This is a genomic window from Bacillus sp. ms-22, assembly GCF_009759805.1.
GTDB classification, from domain to species: domain Bacteria; phylum Bacillota; class Bacilli; order Bacillales; family Bacillaceae; genus Bacillus; species Bacillus xiamenensis.
Genome location: NZ_CP046653.1, coordinates 507797 through 526409, shown reverse-complemented (window position 1 = coordinate 526409; position 18613 = coordinate 507797). Strand labels below are relative to the sequence as shown.

Genomic DNA, 18613 nt, shown 5'->3' with positions numbered 1-18613 from the left:
TAGCAAAAAAAGCCCTTTTTCAAAAAGACTTCGATTTAAAAATAAAGTGCACTTCAATATAACAGCTTAAACAGTCCAAATAGGATGAGAGCAAAACTGATGGCCAGCGTCGCAAATATCTTTTTTTTGCTCAGAGAACTGTCTATGACGTTTACTCCCATGTTGATGCCAAACAAAATCATTCCCACATAAAAAAAGACTGAGTTGAGTCCAGCTGGAATGATCAAAATAAATAAGCCAATGAGCGTCACATAGTGAATGCTTTTTATCGTGACTGTTTTTGCCTGTTCACTCAAACAACCCTCTCCTTTTGAATCCAATTACCTTCAAGCATATCAACATTCCATTTAAATGGAAAATGAAATGTTACCCTATCAAAATGAGCCCAGCTCGATAGCTGGACTCATTCAATGACTTTTTTCTAATGACTAAACTGCGCTTCATGCAGTCTGCTGTAGACACCGCCCATTTGGATGAGGTCTTGATGACGGCCTTGCTCTTGGATGCCTTCTTCTGTCACGACAATGATTCGGTCTGCGTGCTTAATTGTCGCAAGGCGGTGGGCAATGACAAGTGTCGTCCGGCCGACTGCCAGTTCGCTCAGTGCGTCTTGGATCGCTTTTTCTGTTTCTGTATCAAGTGCTGACGTCGCTTCATCTAAAATAAGAATGGAAGGGTTTTTCAGGAACATTCTCGCAATCGACAAGCGCTGCTTTTGACCTCCTGATAATTTGACGCCGCGTTCGCCAATGACGGTATTTAATCCTTCTGAGAAACGCTGAACGAGTTCCTCTAAATGCGCGCGCCGAACGGCGTCCCAAATGTCTGCATCGCTCGCTTCTAAGTTGCCGTACGCAATGTTTTCACGAATGGTGCCTGAGAATAAAAAGACATCCTGCTGCACAATGCCGATCTGTTGTCTTAAGGAAGACAAGGTCATGTCTTTTGTGTTCACACCATCAATGGTGATTTCTCCAGCGTCCACATCATAAAAACGAGGCAGCAGACTGCAAATCGTCGATTTCCCCGCTCCTGAAGGCCCGACAAACGCAACGGTTTCCCCTTGTTTGATCTTCAAATTGATATCCTTTAATACATGGCTGTGCTCATCGTAGCCAAACGTCACATTTCGATATTCAATTTCACCTTTCAGTCCGTATACATCACGTGCTCCTTCTGTATCCTTTACATCCGGCTCTGTTTCAAGCAAATCAACATAACTTTTAAAACCAGCAATGCCTTTCGGATACATTTCAATCACCGTATTGATTTTATCAATCGGCCTGAACAAAACGTTTGTGATCAGAACAAAGGCGATAAATCCACCTGCCGTTAATTGGCCTTGGAGGACAAACCACGTACCTGCCAAAAGGACAAACAGCGTCACAAGACGTGTGAGAATATAGCTGATCGAACCGTTGACCGACATAATTTTATAGGAAAGAAGCTTCGCTTTCCGAAAGCGGTTGTTGTTTTCAGCAAAGCGTTTTTTTTCAAAATGTTCATTCGCAAAGGCTTGAACAAGACGAATACCGCCAATATTGTTTTCAACCCTTGCATGAAAATCTCCAATGTCATTATTCAGCTGTGTAATCGCCTGCGTCATTTTTTTATTAAAATGAAGCGCTAACCAGATGATGACAGGCATGATCAGGAAGGTTAATATGGCAAGTTGCCAGTTAATCATGAGCATGACGGCAAAGGCGCCAAGAATGGTCATAATCGCAATAAACAAGTCTTCTGGCCCATGATGTGCCACCTCCCCAATGTACATGAGGTCATTTGTCATCCGTGACATGAGTTTGCCTGTTTTGTTATTATCAAAAAATTTGAAGGACAGCCGCTGAAAATGATCAAACAGCTTTTTCCTCATATCTGTCTCAATATTAATGCCAAGCATGTGCCCCCAATACGACACGATAAATTGCATCACCGAGCTGAGTGCATAAATGACAAACAGCGCAAGGGCGGTCCAGCCAATGATCGTCCAGTTCCCTGTCGGCAGTAACGTATCAATGAAGTAATTCACGATGAGCGGAAAGCCCAGTTCCATGAGTCCAACAGCGACAGCGCAAAAGAAATCTAAAAAGAACAGACCGCGATAGGGCCTGTAATAGGCAAAAAAGCGTTTTAGCATATGTAAAAGAACCTCATTTCCTCTATAATTGATAATCATTTTCAATTATAGAGGAATCCTCATAGAAATACTAGATCAGGAAATGATTTCTTTCCCTAGAAATCCTTACAATACACCTGAGAACAATCGAGCAAACGATTCCTTCAACCGTTCCTTTAAACCTCTTTTATAAAAATGAACCGGCCCCATTTGCTCACATTCCTTCATATCTTCCTCATAGTGAGCCATCAATTGCTCGATTGGCTTCTTTGCTGCTGTAAAGACATTGACCTCAAAATTGAGCTGAAAGCTCCTCATATCCACATTTGCGGTACCGACAGAGGCAAGTTCTCCATCTGCAATCATGACCTTTTGATGCATGAAGCCTTTTTGATAGTGATACACCTTGATGCCTTCTTTCAAAAGCTCAGCAAAATAGGATCGAGTGGCGTATTGTGTGAGAAAGCCATCATTTGTCTCAGGCACCATCACACGCACATCCACCCCTCTTGTGGCAGCAATTTTTAATGCTGTGCGAATCGACTCATTTGGGACAAAATAAGGCGTCGCAATCCAGACAAATTGTGTCGCATTTGAAATGAGCGCATGATATAAATCACTCATACTTTCCTTCATATCAGGTCCAGTCGGCACAACCTGAATGACATCCTCACCTGTCACAGGATGCGGAGTATGATACTTCGGATCATCAATTAACACTTCATCTGATACATACTCCCAGTCCAGCATAAAAACGGAGTGAAGTGTCTGAACCGCTTCACCCTTTAACATCGCATGGGTGTCACGCCAGAAGCCGATGTTTTCATCCCGTCCTACATATTCTTTCCCGACATTTAATCCGCCGACAAATCCTGTTTCTCCATCAATGATCACGATTTTTCGGTGATTTCGAAAATTGAATTTTTGATTAAAGAATCCATATTTTAATGGCAGAAAAGGAGCGACCTTTACCCCCGCCTGCTTCAATCGTTTAATATCTTTTCGAGAGAAGCGAATGCTGCCAGCCGCATCATAGATGAAGCGAACCTCTACCCCTTCTTTCACCTTTTCAATAAGAATCTCCATCATCCGATGACCGAGAAAATCAGATTTGAACATGTAATATTCTATATGAATGAACGTTTTTGCCTTTTTTAGCTCTTCAAAAATACGGGGAAAGGTTTCCTCTCCATTCTTTAAAATGTCCATATCACTATTTGTATTCACATGCATCCCTGTCGCTTTTTCTGTGTAATGAAAAAAAGCACGCTGATGATCGGTTAAACGCGTCTCATCCGGCTTGCTCTCAAGCTCTGATATTCTGTGTAATTTTTCACGGTTATACATTCTCTTTGATTTAAACAAATGCCCTTTGACATAAAGCTGCCCTGAAAACAAATAAAACATATAGCCGATGATCGGGAAAAAAATCAGCACATATATCCATAACAGCGTATGCTGTGATGTCCGGTTCTCAAGCATGAGTGAGATGATACTAAATAAAATAATGGCGATATAACTAGCTGCATAAAGCTGAAAGCTCCACGCGGGCACTGGCCACCAAAACACCACATATGCCCCGAATATCATGAAATATAAAAATAAAAACTCCAGTCTCCTCTTTTTCACATTCTCCGCCCTCATTCGTTTCTGTCTTTTTCTCTTCCATACCCTTTGCACAGCTTGTCTGAAACGCACGGTCTGCTGCTTTCTTTTAGCTTTTACAGACTGGAGCGATTTAATCCGATATAATGGAGAAATATGTGAAGGAATGAAAGGAGTTATGATGAAAAAAACAGTTAATTGGTTTGTTTCTTATTGCTCTTTGTATTTTTGGATGAAATTCCACTTCAAATGCTTTAGCTCTTTCTGAGGAGGAATTAGACGAACAGGTGACAAAAGTAGTAGATGAAATTTGGAAAGAGCATGGGTTGTTTAATGATCAATTAATTAAAACAGACCCAACCATCTCCATTGGTATCGATGATTCAAAAGATAAGGCAGCTTTACAATCTGTTTTAGAAAGAAGCTTCCTAAACAAGCATTAGAGATTGATGAAATTGAAATTTTCCAAAGAAATAAAAGTAGGGCATTTCACTAGACTAACCTCCTGGCGTACCTTCATTCGTATCAAAGAAACCCACTCTTTTCAGAGTGGGTTTCTTAAAGTGGTTACATCTTCTCCGGTGCTGATACACCAATGAGTTTCAATGCGTTAGCCAGTGTGATTTGTGTGGCTTTCATTAGCGATAGACGGGCTGTTGTTTTTGTTTCATTTTCAACATCAATGACCTTCTCGGCATTGTAGAAGCTGTGAAGGGCGGATGCTAGATCATAGATATAGTTTGTGACGCGGTGCGGAATACGTTTTTCTGCTGCTTCTGCTACGACTTCTGGGAAGCTGCCGATGATTTTGAGTAGATCGTATTCTTTTTCCGATTGAATATGAGAGAAATCTGCTTTCTCAAGATTCGGTTCGTAGCCTTTTTCTTCACCTTGACGAAGCATACTGCAAATTCTCGCATGTGCATATTGTGCGTAGTACACAGGGTTTTCGTTAGACGTTGAAATCGCTAAGTCTAGGTCAAAGTCCATATGTGTCGCCGCACTTCTCATTGCAAAGAAATAACGAGTGGCATCTAAGCCTACTTCTTCGATTAGATCACGCATCGTGACTGCTTTTCCTGTACGCTTACTCATCTTCATCTTTTCACCATTTTTGTAAAGGTGAACAAGCTGAATGATTTCGACTTCAAGTTTGTCAGCTGGATATCCAAGTGCTTGAATGGCGGCTTTCATTCGAGGAATATAGCCGTGGTGGTCTGCTCCCCAAATGTTAATCAACTGGTCAAACCCTCTGTCCAGTTTGTCCTTGTGATACGCGATGTCTGGAAGCAAGTACGTGAAGCTACCGTCTTTTTTAATGAGCACACGGTCCTTGTCATCACCAAAATCAGTTGAACGTAACCATGTTGCGCCGTCCGCTTCATAGATATAGCCTTTTTCACGAAGTGTTTCTAGTGCCGGCTCGATTTTTCCGTTTTCATATAAAGATGTTTCAGAATACCATACATCAAATGGGACACGGAAATTCTCAAGGTCCACACGTAATTTTTCTAATTCGTATTTCAATCCGTACTCACGGAAGAACTTCATGCGTTCTTCTTCTGATTCATGCACGAAGCGGTCACCAAATTCATCAGCGAGTTTCTGGCCAATGCCTTTGATGTCTTCTCCTCTATAGCCGTCCTCTGGCATTTCTTTTTCAAGACCGAGCGCCTCAAAGTAACGTACTTCTACAGATAGAGCAAGGTTATTGATCTGGTTTCCTGCATCGTTGATGTAGTATTCACGGCTCACGTCGAACCCTGCTTTATCAAGGATGTTGCAAAGGGAATCGCCTACAGCCGCACCGCGGGCATGTCCAAGGTGAAGGTCGCCAGTTGGGTTTGCTGAAACGAACTCAACCTGAACCTTTTGACCTTTGCCTGTATTTGTTTCCCCATATGCCTCTTTTGCTTCAAGAACAGCTGGAATCAGCTTGGTTAAATATTGATTGTTCATATAAAAGTTGATGAATCCCGGACCTGCGATATCCAGTTTTTCAATCGAAGCTTTTCCTTTGTCAAACGCATTCACAATATCCTCCGCAATTTGACGAGGTGCTTTTTTCGCAATGCGGGCAAGCTGCATCGCCATGTTGGTGGAATAATCACCGTGAGTTTTCTCTTTCGGTACTTCCAAAAGGACATCCGGTACCTGACTTTCATCAGCAAGTCCTGCTTTGACGACTGCCGCAATGATTTCTTCTTTTAACGCATCTTTGACCTGTTCTGCGATATTCATGAACGTAAATCCTCCTTGTAGGAAATTGATAATGTATGTAAATGCTTCTGATCTTCACCTGTCAGCATATCGTACGTAATGTGCAGTAAGCCATTGTCCACATCGAGATCAATGCCATGTGTGTGCACATCGAGCTGAAGGGTACCGAATGGCATCGTGTAATGTGTCACGGTCGTTTCACCAATGAGAAAGCGCTGCTTCATTTGAATAGCACCTGATCTCATGACAAAAATTTCTTTTTCACTTATTTTGACAACGGTTTTTACTTGACCCATTTCATGTTCTTCATGGTAAGTGAGATACGTTTTGTCATTCTTTTCTTGATACGTTCCAGTTGTTCGGAATTCGATCGTTTCAACCGGCTCCGTCTCTGGTTTCATCACTGACTTTACATGAATTGAAATTTGGTTTTGTGTCATTTTGCACTTCCTTTGCTAAGACCCGTTTAACTAAAATAGTATACCATATTCACGATCGCCTATCATCCCATCATTTCTCATCTTCATGCGGATAAAACCTCATGTTTGATCTTCAAAAAGCCCTTTAGAAAAAAAGAAAAATGAGACTAACCAATATCACGAGTGAAGCCTTTACCCATAAGCCTTGTCTGTTTATTAAACTTGCCAAAAATGCCTGAAAAAAATCAAATGGAGTGATACGTGCTTGGTTAAACACCACTTGCATCAACAGCGCAATCATAGTGAGATAGAAAAAGCCTCGATCCTGACACAGACCAACCATCTCTTCCTTTGCCTCTTTTTTCGCGGTGAAAGCAGACGGACCCGCTGCCATTCAGCATGAGAAAGCCTACAGCAAGTAACAACATCAATATAGAAGAAAACACGCCTGTCTCCTTTATCATGTCACCCATGTAAAAAAAGAGCTTGTCCCTATGAGATGACAAGCTCCTCTATCAAGATGTTATTTCACAAATCCAAGCAGCATTTCACGCAAAAGCTTGCTTGCTGTATTCGCTGTTTGATCTGAATGATCATATACAGGCGCTACCTCCACAAGGTCTGCACCGACCACATGGACATCAGAGCCTGCAATCGCATGAATAGATGCCAGCAGTTCTTTTGACGTAATACCGCCAGCATCTACCGTTCCTGTACCAGGTGCATGTGCCGGATCGAGCACATCAATGTCGATCGTCACATAAACTGGGCGGCCTTTCAGCTTTGGCAGCACTTGCTTCAACGGCTCGAGCACTTCAAATTTAGATATGTGCATGCCTGCTTCTTTTGCCCATTCAAATTCTTCCTTCATCCCAGAACGGATACCGAACGAGAATACATTTTCAGGTCCAATGAGTCCTGCTGCTTTACGAATCGGTGTCGAATGAGACAGCGGCTCGCCCTCATATTCCTCACGAAGATCCGTATGGGCATCCATATGGATAATCGCCAAATCGGGATATTTTTTGTACATCGCACGGAACACCGGCCAAGACACAAGATGCTCTCCACCCATTCCTAATGGGAACTTCCCTTTTTCTAAAATGCTGTCGACATACTCTTCAATTAAATCTAAGCTTTTCTGTGCATTTCCAAATGGAAGCGGAATGTCACCAGCATCAAAGAACGGCACCTCATGCAGCTCACGATCTAAATAAGGACTGTATTCCTCTAATCCAATGGAGACCTCACGAATGCGGTTCGGACCAAAACGTGAGCCTGGGCGGTAACTGACGGTCCAATCCATCGGCATCCCGTATAAAATGACTTTCGCATCTTCCCATGTCGGATGACTTCCAATAAACACTTTTCCTGAATAAGCCTCGTCGAATCTCATGCAAGATTCCTCCTTTTACGCTTCAAAAAATGCGCAAACTGTCATTTGCGCATGTCCATTTCGCTTGATTTATTTGATTAAGTCGCTGACAAATTTCGGCAGAACGAATGCCGCTTTGTGCAATTCTTTTGTGTAATATTTCGTTTCAATATCAAAGAAGCGGCTGTCTTCCACAGCAAGTGGATCATACTTCTTAGAACCGATGGTAAATGTCCAAAGACCGCTTGGATACGTTGGAATATTCGCTGTGTAAAGCTTCGTAATTGGGAAAATTTCTTTTACATCACGCTGTACATTTGTAATTAACTCCGGTGTGAACCAAGGGTTGTCCGTTTGTGCAACGAAAATACCGTCTTCTTTTAATGCTTTAGAAATTCCGGCGTAGAATCCTTTAGAAAACAGGTTCACAGCTGGTCCGACTGGCTCAGTTGAGTCAACCATGATGACATCATATTCGTTGTCCGCTTCGGCAATGTGCATAAAGCCGTCTCCGACTTTGACATCCACACGTGGATCGTCTAGCTTACCAGCAATTGAAGGGAGAAATTTCTTCGAGTATTCGATGACCTTGCCATCAATATCAACCAGTGTCGCCTTTTTCACACTTGGGTGCTTCAGGATTTCACGAATAACACCGCCGTCTCCTCCGCCTACAACAAGGACATTTTCCGGGTTTGGATGAGTGAAAAGAGGAACATGTGCCACCATTTCGTGGTATACAAACTCATCTTTCTCTGATGTCATCACCATGCCGTCTAAAAACAGCATATTGCCAAACTCTTCTGTTTCCACCATTTCTAAATGCTGAAAGTCTGTTTGTTCTGTATGAAGGGTTTTCTTCACCTTCAACGTAATGCCAAAATTCTTCGTTTGCTTCTCTGTATACCAAAGTTCGCTCATTGTTCATCTTCCTCTCATCCAATAATAAACAAACATCTATTGTTAGCGCCATTTATCGGCTATGACGATATCGATTGTCCAAGAAAAAAGTATAGTGGATTCATATCAAATTGTAAAGAACCGCTTGATATATCTCCATGTTCAAAGCCAATCGCTTGTTTAAAACGGTTTTCTTTGTTCCATACTGATAAAAAACCGTCAAAATGGGGGCTTTGCATGGACACAATCATGAGTAATAAAAAAATCCGCATGACCGTGAAAACGATTCGAGCCTGTTTTTTTATCGGCTTGCTCGCTTTCCTATTTGCCGGCACAGTCTTTTTGACGATTCTTATCCTTGCCAAGTGGCAAGGCGCTCCTTCTGTTCAAGTTCCCCAATCCACAACCATTTATGCAGCAGATGGGTCAAAACTTGGCGAATCGAACTTTGGAGAAAAGCGATACTGGGTTCCGCTAACAGACATGTCCCCTCATATGAGACAGGCAGTCGTAGCGGTTGAAGATAAAACGTTTTATCAGCATCATGGCTTTGATGTGAAACGAATGGCGGGTGCTGCGATAGCTGATATTCGTGCAATGGCAAAGGTGCAAGGGGCCAGCACCATCACCCAACAATATGCAAGAAATCTATATTTAGATCATGATAAAACATGGAAGCGGAAGTGGAATGAAGCCTTTTACACCATCCGCTTAGAGCAAAATTATACAAAAGATGAGATTTTAGAAGGATACTTGAACACCATTTATTATGGCCACGGCGCATACGGTGTGGAAGCGGCATCCCGTCTTTATTTTGGGAAAAAAGCGAAGAATTTAACCTTAGCCGAATCTGCTTTGCTTGCTGGTATCCCAAAGGGTCCTTCTCTCTATTCCCCTTATGTGAACGAGGAGAAAGCCGAAGCAAGAAGACATATGATTCTTAGGCAAATGCAAGAAGATGGCATGATTACGAAGAAAGCAGCTGCTGCCGCAGCCAAGGAAAAACTGACCTATCGCCCCTTACAACAGAAGCAGCTGCAAGCAAAGCAAGCCCCGTATTTTTATGATGATGTGATTCGAGAACTGAAACAAACGTTGGGCTTAACAGAGGAACAAATAGAAACCTATGGGCTTCATATCCAGACGACCTTACAACCTGAATTACAAAAAATCGCAGAAAAAACGGTAAAAAACATAATGGATTCAACATCAGACATTCAAATTGGCTTTACCGCCATCCATCCCCAAACAGGTCATGTACTTGCCTTAGTTGGGGGAAGAGATTATGAGAAAAGTCCATTCAACCGGGTCACACAAGCGAAAAGACAACCTGGTTCCACAATGAAACCTCTTCTCTATTACATGGCCTTGCAAAATGGGTTTACACCCGCAACCGTCATGCGCAGTGAGGAAACCGTTTTTGAACTGGATGGTCAAGGAAGCGGAGCAGCTTATTCGCCAAGCAACTATCACGGCTATTACGCCAATGACGGCATTACAATGCTTCAAGCTTTGGCTCTATCTGATAATATTTACGCGGTCAAAACCCACCTGTTTTTAGGAATGGAGCAGCTTGTAAGAGCTGGCAAGCTGTTTGGGATCAGCGAAAAACTAGAGCAAGTGCCTTCACTTGCGCTCGGTACGTCTCCTGTGAAACCAATCGAAATGACCAATGCGTACGCTATGCTGGTCAATGGAGGCAAACACGTCAAACCTACTTTCATTACGAAAGTGACCGACGCTAAAGGCAACGTACTCTTTGAGGAGAAACAAAAACGAGAGCAGGTACTAGATGAAAAAGCAACATTTGTCACCACTGACATGATGTCAGGCATGTTCAATGATCAATTAAATGGCTATACAAGTGTCACTGGGCGTACGATTACAAAAGACCTCACACGAACATACGGGGGGAAATCGGGGACGACAGGTGCTGACAGCTGGATGATTGGCTTCTCTCCCCAGCTCGTCACAGGTGTGTGGACCGGCTATGATAAAGGGCGCACCATTGACTCAGTCGAAGAAACCGCCTATGCGAAAAAAATATGGGCTTCCTTTATGGAATCAGCCCTCTCGAACCAGCCCGCCTCCTCCTTCATGCCACCAGACGGTGTAAAAGGGGTATATATCAATCCAAAAACCGGCGATCTCTCAGGCCCTGGATGTGAATCAAAGGTATTCACCTATTTTATAGAAGGAACCGAGCCGACAGGTGTCTGCTACGGTGCCGAGGAAAAAGCATCTGAAGAAGACCCGGTTCAGGATCAACAGCCAAAAAAATGGTGGGAAAAGTGGCTGAAACGTTAAAAAAGGACATGAAAAACCCCGAGATCTGCATCTCGGGATTCTCCATGTCCTAGCTTTAACACCAGTTTACTGAAAAAACGTCTAGAATTGGTATCCATTCATCATTCTTCACAAAAATTTCACAATTACTCAGGAACAGCCAATCCTTCTTTTAATTCATCTGTGGATGCTTCCCATAACGCCTCATTGTGACTTTTCAAGAAATCAGCAAGCACCTTTTTCGATCCATCATCCATATGGCTGACAACGATTTTACGCTTCATCGATTTATCCATTAAATTCACATGCTCAGGAAGTGACTTATACCCTCTGCGGATCGAGCGGTCAACGGTCATTTCACAGGCCGTCACACCTGCATAATAAGGGCCTTCTTCTCTACGGTCAATCGTTACCCATACGAGCCAATAAGGCTTTCCATTAGGTACTTCTTCTTTGGTTTTTAAAAACTTAATTCCTTTTTCGACGGCACTTCTTGCATGCATTGCACCAATATCAATGACAGCTTCCTTTTCCTCTACATCAATGATCACCGGCGAGATATTATCAAGGCTGAGGGCACCTGCCCCAAAACCTCCATGCCCATCCGTTGCATCTGTTTTTTTAATGATATTAAAACCAATTGGTTTCTTCTTTTTACCTTCCATTCATTAGACCTCCTAAAGCAGCGGCTTCAAAATAAGATTAAACCAGTCAATCATTTGATCTCTCATACCGATCAATGGAACAAAAATAAACTGACCTAGCGGTGTGATGACAAATATGAGGAAAATGATGATCCCATACTGTTCAAATTGCGTCATTTTCGCGCGAATGCCGGGACTGACAACGTCCTCAATAATACGATACCCGTCCAGCGGCGGGAGCGGCAACAAGTTAAATAGGAACAAAATCACGTTCAAGTTAATAAAGATTTGGAAGAAATAATCGACCCCCGGCTCAAAGCGCATGAGCGACTCCCCGCCAAATTTCTGAAGAAGCGCATACACACAAAAGCCCAAAAATGCCAAAACCAAATTACTTAAAGGTCCTGCGATCGACACACATATCCCTGCGAGACGTGGGTTTTTAAAATGGTACCGATTCACAGGTACAGGCCTCGCCCAGCCAAACCCAGCTACAAAGATCAAGATCGTCCCGAAAATATCAAGGTGCTTCAATGGATTGAGCGTCAGTCTCCCTTGATTTTTAGCTGTCGGATCTCCAAAACGATACGCAACATATGCATGCGCCAGCTCGTGCATCGTAAAAGCCACAACAAGCGTAATAGCGACATATGGAATAAGTTCTAATGGATACACAAAAAATTGGTTCAAAGGCCCGAATCCCTCTTTCTTTCTATACAATGATTTACTTCATTCAGTATACTATAAGAAGTCCCTTAAACTAAAGGGAAGCGTAGCACTACAGGAAAAAGGAGGTTGTCATCATGCCGATTGTCACCGTTCAAATGCTTGAAGGAAGAACAGACGAGCAGAAAAGAGCTCTTGTGGAGAAAGTGACGGATGCCGTTGTTGAAACAACAGGCGCTGGTGCAGAGAAAGTCTCTGTCATTATTGAAGAAATGAAAAAAGAACATTATGCCGTAGCAGGAAAGCGAATGAGCGACCTGTAAGCATATAAAAAGGACAAACACTTTTTCGGTGTTTGTCCTTTTGTCTCCTATCTTATCTGTACCAAGCTTTATTACGGTTCACTTGATTTTTATGAGCTGCATCGAAGAAATCGACAGTGTAGGAATAATCATAATTCATTAAGCAGACAATTCCGCTACCCTGAGGGTCATGCGGCAAACCAAAGTTATGGCCGTATTCATGCGTAGCCGCTTTTGCCGTATTCGCTGTTCCTTGATCAAGGTTGACACTGAATGCACTTCCGCTCGGTGCACTATTGTAAACATAAGCAATTCCGCCAGCATCAAAGTTTGGATTTGCTGTAAATCCTGTGACAAAATCGTATCCTCTGCCATCAAAGTTGCGCTGAAGGTTAGACAGAATTTGTGATGCATTTGATCCCGAAGACGTCCAAGACCCTACGGCTTGTACGACAAAGTCCACATCATGATCGCGGTTAAATGTCACGTCCGCCTGCTCAATGATACTGACAATGCGCGTCTGCCAATCACTATATTTCGCGCGATACTGTGCATCAGCTACTGCATAGACGGTCACTTTCTGACTGCCTGTACTAGCTTTTGTTGAAATCGAATCTCCTGTATTTGCTTTAAATGTTCTAGACCCTACCTGTTTACCAGACTCGTCTAAAATTTTTGTTGTTACATCTCGCTCAATTGGAGGTGCCGTCGTCAAATCTTTAAAATCATTTGCCTTTGGCAACCCTTCACTAATATGTGTTTCGAACGGTGCATGACCATGATCATGCCCATGACCTGCAATTGCAACTGGTGCTGAAGCTGAACTTACCCCCGGTAACAAACTACCTACCAATAAAAATGACAAAAAGACTGAACGCTTTTTCATTCCTATCCCTCCTTTGTTTTTCACAAGGTTATATATTCACTGAAAATTCACCATTTTCCTTCTATTCAGTCAAAAACAGGGAATTTGATATACAGGAAGAAAGTCGAATCATGTCATTTTCACTAATTTTTCGGATATTTCGACACACATTTCATCAAAAAACAGCACTTTTGGTCTGGGTCATTTACATGGTAATCATCCGCCTTTTTCTAAAATGATGTCATAGACCCAGCCACACCATATAAGGTTGAAAAAATTGATATTAGAAAAGATAAAGTCAGACTTTACTGATACCAATTATACTTCTCTGCAAATCTCCCTTATGATGAAAAACATAAAAACAATGCTACTTCAAAACAGAAGGGACGATCCGCATGTCTGGGAAAAAGCACATACAATTTGGATTAATGTTACATGGTCCAGGAGGCCACATGAATGCATGGAAGGATGAATCGGTTCCAGCAGATGCGAGTGTTAATATTGATTATTATCAAGCGATCACAAAAAAGGCAGAATCAGCGGGATTCCGTTTTGTCTTTGTCGCAGATGGCTTATATATTCATGAGCATTCCATTCCACATTTCTTGAACCGATTTGAGCCATTGACCATTTTATCTGCACTTGCCACGGTCACCACACAGATTGGACTTGTGGGCACTGTATCAACTTCCTACAGTGAGCCCTTTACCATTGCACGTCAATTTGCATCCCTAGATAAATTAAGTAAAGGCCGGGCCGGATGGAATGTTGTGACTTCTCCACTAGAAGGCTCTGCCGAAAACCACATCATCCGTTCGCATCCAAGCCATTCACTTCGATATGAAATTGCAGAAGAATACTTACAAGTAGTGAACGGTCTTTGGAGCTCTTGGGAAGAAGATGCTTTTATAAGGGATCGATCCACTGGTGTTTTCTTTGATCGAGATAAACTGCACACATTAAACCATCATGGCAAGCACTTTTCTGTCAAAGGGCCTTTAAATATCGAACGATCTGATCAAGGGCAGCCCGTCATTTTCCAAGCAGGCGCGTCAGAGGCAGGAAAGGATTTAGCCGCAAAAGAAGCAGACGCCGTATTTACGAATGCAGATTCACTTGAAAAGGCAAAAGCATATTACCAGGATGTAAAAAATAGAGCCACAGCGCTGGGAAGAAAGCCATCTGATATCAAAATATTTCCTGGCATCCATCCGATTACAGGGAAAACCATCGAAGAAGCAGAAGAAAAGTATGAAGCCATTCAGCATTTGGTCTCTATTGAAGAAGCCCTTCATTACCTTGGCAGGTTCTTTGATCACTTAGACTTCAGTCAATTTCCACTTGATGAGCCATTTCCCGATATAGGTGATGCCGGTTCCAACAGCTTTCAATCCACAACAGAATCCATTAAAAAAATGGCCAAAGAACAAAAATTGACCTTAAGAGAAGTCGCTTTACAAGTGACGACCCCAAAAAGTGCTTTTTTCGGAACTTACGAACAAGTGGCAGACCAGCTGATCCAATGGATTGAAGAAGACGCCGCAGATGGGTTTATTTTTGGTGCTCCTATTCTACCAAGCGGTTTATCTGAATGGACGGAGCACGTCATTCCGATATTAGTAGAAAAAGGATATTACGACCCAAATTATCCAGCTCATACCCTTCGTGAAAATTTGGGTCTGCCTATCAAGAAGAATCAGTTTCTCAAACAAACAGTGAAATAAACATGAAAGAGGGGTGAGCTCAAAGGCTCTCCCCTCTTTTTCTCATGCCTGATGCAATCGATTTTCAATGAGATCAATGAATTGAAGGACGGCTCTTCCTGGTGAATCATTTGTTTTCCTCAATAGACCAACTGGCGGAGAAACATGAATTCCCTTTATTTCTAATACCTTGGTGCCGGGAAGTGTAAAAGAATGAGCAGTTCGTGTAAAAAGAGATACTCCTAAGCCTGCCTGAACATAGTGTTTATGGGACATGCTGCTCGTAATCTCTAATTTATTGTAATTTGTCCCAATGACATTAACAATTTGTTGTTCAATTTGAATGCGGATAGGGCAATTATGGGGCGTAAATAAAATCGTCTCATCCTTTAAATCTGCTATCTCGACTACATCTTTCTCTGCCAATCGATGGGAAGAGGGAACGAGCAGAACGATATCATCTTGAAAAAGGGGCTTATAACTATTGTCCATCGAAGCTTCTGGTGCTCCGCAAATCGCAAAATCAATCTCATCATGAGAAAGTAAGGAACTCAATGTATTCGCATCCGCTACTTGCACAGAAAACTCTACATTCGGAAACCTTTCCTTGAATTCTGCAATAAGTGCAGGAAATTCTAAGCTGGCTGTAGGCTCCGAAACACCGATGCGAATGAATCCCGCAATGCCCACCTCTAAATCTTGGAGTGTTTTCGTCAATTTCTCATATTCATTGAGTAAAGAATTGGCTCTTTCATAAAAAAGCTGCCCTGATGCTGTTAACTTTAAGGTCTTCCCTCTTTCTAGAAGTTTCTCTCCAATTTCCTCTTCTAAATGCTTAATGTGCAAGGTAATGGTTGGCTGAGAATAATTCAGCGCTTCTGCTGCTTTTAAAAAATTCCCGTATTTCACAATTGTCGCAAAGGTGCGGATTGCACGAATCTCCATGAAAACCCCTCTTTTCCCTATATTTTAAATAACTAAATCGTGTATTTATGATTACTAATTATACTTTTCTATTGGTTTGCCTTATTATAATTTATATTATCAACTATTCCAAGCTGTTTAGAAGGAATTATAAGAAATGGAGGAGACGAATTGACGAAAGTAACCATTATAGCAGGCGGACATTCCGTCCAATCTCGACTAACCGGTGTCCTGCAGCATGTGAAGCATCGTTTAACGTTAAATGGGATTGATGTTCATATCATTCAAGTCCACCAGCTCCCTAGCGACGCCTTAATCGGAGCAGATTTTTCAAACGAAGACATTGTCAAAGCCATTGGTCTTGTGAATGAGAGCGACGGTGTCATTGTGTTAACACCCGTCTACAAAGCGTCTTTTTCCGGTATCTTAAAAACTTTTTTAGATTTACTTCCCCAGAAAGCATTCCAAGGGAAACCCGTCCTCCCTTGTGTTTTAGGAGGAACCTATGGTCACTTGCTCGTCATTGAATATGCACTTAAACCCATCATTCATCAACTCGGTGCAACCGCTGTTCAATCTGGCGTTTATGTGGTGGATCATCAGGTCACAAAGCAGGATTCAGACAGCTATGTGCTTGATCTAGATGCCACCAACAGATTAAACCTCGCACTATCTCAATATCAAAGTCTAATAGGAGGAACCGCCCATGTCGCTCACCCTTAGTATTCTTGATCAAAGCCTCGTCAGTGAAAATGAGAAAGCAGAGACGGGCATTCAGCATACCGTCAAACTAGCTGAAGCAGCAGATCAACTGGGTTATCACAGGTTTTGGGTATCTGAACATCACAATAATCCTCAAGTCGCTGGTTCTTCCCCTGAAGCACTTGCCGGCTATCTTTTAGCAAAAACGAACACCTTACGAATTGGCTCTGGCGGTGTCATGCTTCAGCATTACAGTCCGTTTAAGGTGGCTGAAACCTTCCACGTACTGGCATCATTAGCGCCTGGCAGAGTCGATTTAGGTGTTGGGAAAGCACCGGGAGGACTTAATCTATCGACACAAGCACTTCAGGAAAATGATCAAGCGTCACGGAAAGATTTTTCTCAAAAATTAGTGGAACTCAAAACGTATCTCACTGAACAAGCAAATGAATTAAATGCTCAGCCAATCCCCAGCGTATCACCCGATATGTTCCTTCTAGGCGGAAGTACTGAGAGCGCTGAATTGGCAGCAAAACTAGGAATCTCCTTTGTTTTTGCCTATTTTATTAACGGGGATGATGCCTTATTAAAAGAAGCAAGGGAGACCTTCAAAAAATATCAGAAAGAGGACACTCATCAACAATTCCTTCTCGCCATCACCGTATCTGTAGCTGAAGACCATGAACAAGCTCTCTCGTACATCAAACAAAAGGAAACAGTGAAGGTCTCCTTTTCCGATGGAAGAAAGCTCAATGTGACATCACTAGAAGATGCAGAAAAGCTCGTGACAGGAACAAAGAAGGAACACTACAACATCCACATTCAAAAAGCAGGCTATACCGCTGGCACAAAAGAAACCGTTCATCATCGGCTGACTGAGCTAGCCGAGTCTTATGATATCAATGAATTCATCGTGCTATCTCCGATTGTAGACATTGATGCAAGAATAGCGTCTATCACATTATTAAAAGAAGCATTTGATCATGAACAAACAGCTAAAAAGCAAATCAATCAAGAGGTGAACGTCTAATGTCAAACAAACAAAAAATCATTTTATGGAGCAAAAATGGATGCAATTATTGTAAGGAAATTCAGTCCTACTTCAACGAACAGCACATTTCTTATGCAACGATTGATGTAACGGAACATGATCATTACAGAAATATTTTAGAAGAAAAATATGGCGTGCGTTATGTGCCTGTAGTAGAGATCAGCCGTGATCCCCATGTGTATCAAGCATTGCTGAATCCAGATATCAATGATTTACGAAAAGCGTTGATCTGACAGTACATATTTACACTTTTGAATGGAGGTTTGTCATGAGTCGAGATACTTTTCGCATCGCTACCGAAGAAGATGCGCCAGCTTTTCTAGAATTGCTGACCAGTGCATTTCAACCACTTGCTGAAATGGGCATTGATTGGCCATCCACAAGCGCCACACTTGAAATGGTCACAGAAAACATCAGACAGTCCGTTGCTGTTGTGTTAGAACGAGACGGGCGGCTCATATCAACCATCACCATACGTTTTCCTTGGGAGAGCACTCAACCGGTTTCAGGATATCCATTTGTTTGGTGGTTTGCTACAGCTCCTGATTTAGCAGGTCAAGGGATTGGAAATAAGCTGCTCGATTATGTGGAAAACACCTTGCTCCGCCAGACATATAAAGCGCCAGCATATACACTGGGCACTTCTGGCCGAAAGCATCCTTGGCTTTTAAAAATGTACGAACGAAAAGGATATACAAAATATATTGAACGTGAAGCCGATAATGGCGACTTAGGTGTATTGATGTATAAAGTGCTCATCCCTGAACGTTTCGATGCCGCCATACTAGGAGCACCGCCCGCAGAAGAAAAAGTCGAAACGACTTCTATATAGGAG

At 42.4% G+C, this 18613-nt stretch carries 19 protein-coding genes; 8 read left to right on the top strand and 11 right to left on the bottom strand.

Translation table 11 applies throughout. From position 1 onward, the window contains the following. Positions 1 to 53: 53 nt before the first annotated feature. The 3 genes from GPA07_RS02770 to cls all read right to left on the bottom strand — a co-directional run bounded on the left by GPA07_RS02770 (position 54) and on the right by cls (position 3745). Positions 54 to 296, bottom strand: coding sequence for a hypothetical protein (locus GPA07_RS02770; protein ID WP_008355022.1), 243 nt, complete (start codon positions 294 to 296; stop codon positions 54 to 56). A gap of 125 nt (positions 297 to 421) precedes the next feature. Next, positions 422 to 2137, bottom strand: coding sequence for an ABC transporter ATP-binding protein (locus GPA07_RS02765; RefSeq protein ID WP_157291991.1), 1716 nt, complete (start codon positions 2135 to 2137; stop codon positions 422 to 424). A gap of 105 nt (positions 2138 to 2242) precedes the next feature. Next, complete coding sequence (gene cls / locus GPA07_RS02760; RefSeq protein ID WP_232532101.1) at positions 2243 to 3745, bottom strand: cardiolipin synthase; 1503 nt, start codon at positions 3743 to 3745, stop codon at positions 2243 to 2245. Between the two features lie 263 nt (positions 3746 to 4008). Here cls and GPA07_RS18770 point away from each other — a divergent pair, with 263 nt between their 5' ends. Continuing rightward, positions 4009 to 4164 (top strand): YolC/YozM family protein, encoded by a 156-nt coding sequence (locus tag GPA07_RS18770; protein WP_232532100.1) that lies wholly within the window; start codon positions 4009 to 4011, stop codon positions 4162 to 4164. 124 nt (positions 4165 to 4288) lie between these two features. Here GPA07_RS18770 and argS read toward each other — a convergent pair whose 3' ends face one another. From argS to speE, 4 genes are all read right to left on the bottom strand, one after another. After that, positions 4289 to 5962 (bottom strand): arginine--tRNA ligase, encoded by a 1674-nt coding sequence (gene argS, locus GPA07_RS02750; protein ID WP_008355032.1) that lies wholly within the window; start codon positions 5960 to 5962, stop codon positions 4289 to 4291. After that, positions 5959 to 6381, bottom strand: a complete 423-nt coding sequence (locus tag GPA07_RS02745; RefSeq protein ID WP_008355035.1) for a YwiB family protein — start codon at positions 6379 to 6381, stop codon at positions 5959 to 5961. Before GPA07_RS02745 ends, argS begins: the two co-directional genes overlap by 4 nt. A gap of 502 nt (positions 6382 to 6883) precedes the next feature. Further along, a complete protein-coding gene (speB, locus tag GPA07_RS02740; protein ID WP_008355038.1) occupies positions 6884 to 7756 on the bottom strand; it encodes an agmatinase in 873 nt (290 codons plus the stop codon). Positions 7757 to 7825: 69 nt separating this feature from the next. Next, positions 7826 to 8656 carry a spermidine synthase gene (speE, locus tag GPA07_RS02735; protein WP_008355040.1) on the bottom strand — a complete coding sequence of 277 codons (831 nt, stop codon included), beginning with the start codon at positions 8654 to 8656 and terminating at the stop codon, positions 7826 to 7828. Positions 8657 to 8872: 216 nt separating this feature from the next. Between speE and GPA07_RS02730 the strand changes: the two genes are divergently transcribed. After that, positions 8873 to 10942, top strand: a complete 2070-nt coding sequence (locus GPA07_RS02730) for a transglycosylase domain-containing protein (protein ID WP_157291990.1) — start codon at positions 8873 to 8875, stop codon at positions 10940 to 10942. A gap of 125 nt (positions 10943 to 11067) precedes the next feature. On the opposite strand, the gene GPA07_RS02725 is transcribed toward GPA07_RS02730, so the two are convergent. Continuing rightward, positions 11068 to 11586, bottom strand: coding sequence for a YwhD family protein (locus GPA07_RS02725; RefSeq protein WP_007497712.1), 519 nt, complete (start codon positions 11584 to 11586; stop codon positions 11068 to 11070). A gap of 12 nt (positions 11587 to 11598) precedes the next feature. After that, the gene (locus GPA07_RS02720; protein WP_198303834.1) at positions 11599 to 12255 is read right to left on the bottom strand and encodes a site-2 protease family protein; all 657 of its coding nucleotides are present in this window, start codon (positions 12253 to 12255) and stop codon (positions 11599 to 11601) included. Between the two features lie 113 nt (positions 12256 to 12368). Here GPA07_RS02720 and GPA07_RS02715 point away from each other — a divergent pair, with 113 nt between their 5' ends. Further along, positions 12369 to 12554 carry a 2-hydroxymuconate tautomerase gene (locus tag GPA07_RS02715; protein ID WP_003214939.1) on the top strand — a complete coding sequence of 62 codons (186 nt, stop codon included), beginning with the start codon at positions 12369 to 12371 and terminating at the stop codon, positions 12552 to 12554. Positions 12555 to 12606: 52 nt separating this feature from the next. Here GPA07_RS02715 and GPA07_RS02710 read toward each other — a convergent pair whose 3' ends face one another. Then, positions 12607 to 13419 carry a zinc-dependent metalloprotease gene (locus tag GPA07_RS02710; protein WP_008355060.1) on the bottom strand — a complete coding sequence of 271 codons (813 nt, stop codon included), beginning with the start codon at positions 13417 to 13419 and terminating at the stop codon, positions 12607 to 12609. Positions 13420 to 13793: 374 nt separating this feature from the next. On the opposite strand from GPA07_RS02710, the gene GPA07_RS02705 reads away from it, so the two are divergent. After that, positions 13794 to 15122, top strand: a complete 1329-nt coding sequence (locus tag GPA07_RS02705) for an LLM class flavin-dependent oxidoreductase (protein ID WP_008355062.1) — start codon at positions 13794 to 13796, stop codon at positions 15120 to 15122. A 42-nt stretch (positions 15123 to 15164) separates the two neighbouring features. Here GPA07_RS02705 and GPA07_RS02700 read toward each other — a convergent pair whose 3' ends face one another. Next, positions 15165 to 16046 (bottom strand): LysR family transcriptional regulator, encoded by an 882-nt coding sequence (locus GPA07_RS02700; RefSeq protein ID WP_008355065.1) that lies wholly within the window; start codon positions 16044 to 16046, stop codon positions 15165 to 15167. A gap of 150 nt (positions 16047 to 16196) precedes the next feature. Between GPA07_RS02700 and ssuE the strand changes: the two genes are divergently transcribed. Genes ssuE through GPA07_RS02680 form a run of 4 tightly spaced genes read left to right on the top strand, consistent with a single transcriptional unit; the run spans position 16197 to position 18610 of the window. Then, on the top strand, positions 16197 to 16748 hold the full coding sequence (gene ssuE, locus GPA07_RS02695; protein WP_008355067.1) for an NADPH-dependent FMN reductase: 552 nt from the start codon (positions 16197 to 16199) through the stop codon (positions 16746 to 16748). After that, on the top strand, positions 16732 to 17757 hold the full coding sequence (locus GPA07_RS02690; protein WP_008355070.1) for an LLM class flavin-dependent oxidoreductase: 1026 nt from the start codon (positions 16732 to 16734) through the stop codon (positions 17755 to 17757). The genes ssuE and GPA07_RS02690 overlap by 17 nt, the downstream gene beginning before the upstream one ends. Beyond that, a complete protein-coding gene (locus GPA07_RS02685; RefSeq protein ID WP_008355073.1) occupies positions 17757 to 18011 on the top strand; it encodes a glutaredoxin family protein in 255 nt (84 codons plus the stop codon). Before GPA07_RS02690 ends, GPA07_RS02685 begins: the two co-directional genes overlap by 1 nt. Before the next feature lie 35 nt (positions 18012 to 18046). Next, complete coding sequence (locus GPA07_RS02680; protein WP_008355075.1) at positions 18047 to 18610, top strand: GNAT family N-acetyltransferase; 564 nt, start codon at positions 18047 to 18049, stop codon at positions 18608 to 18610. Positions 18611 to 18613: the final 3 nt, after the last annotated feature.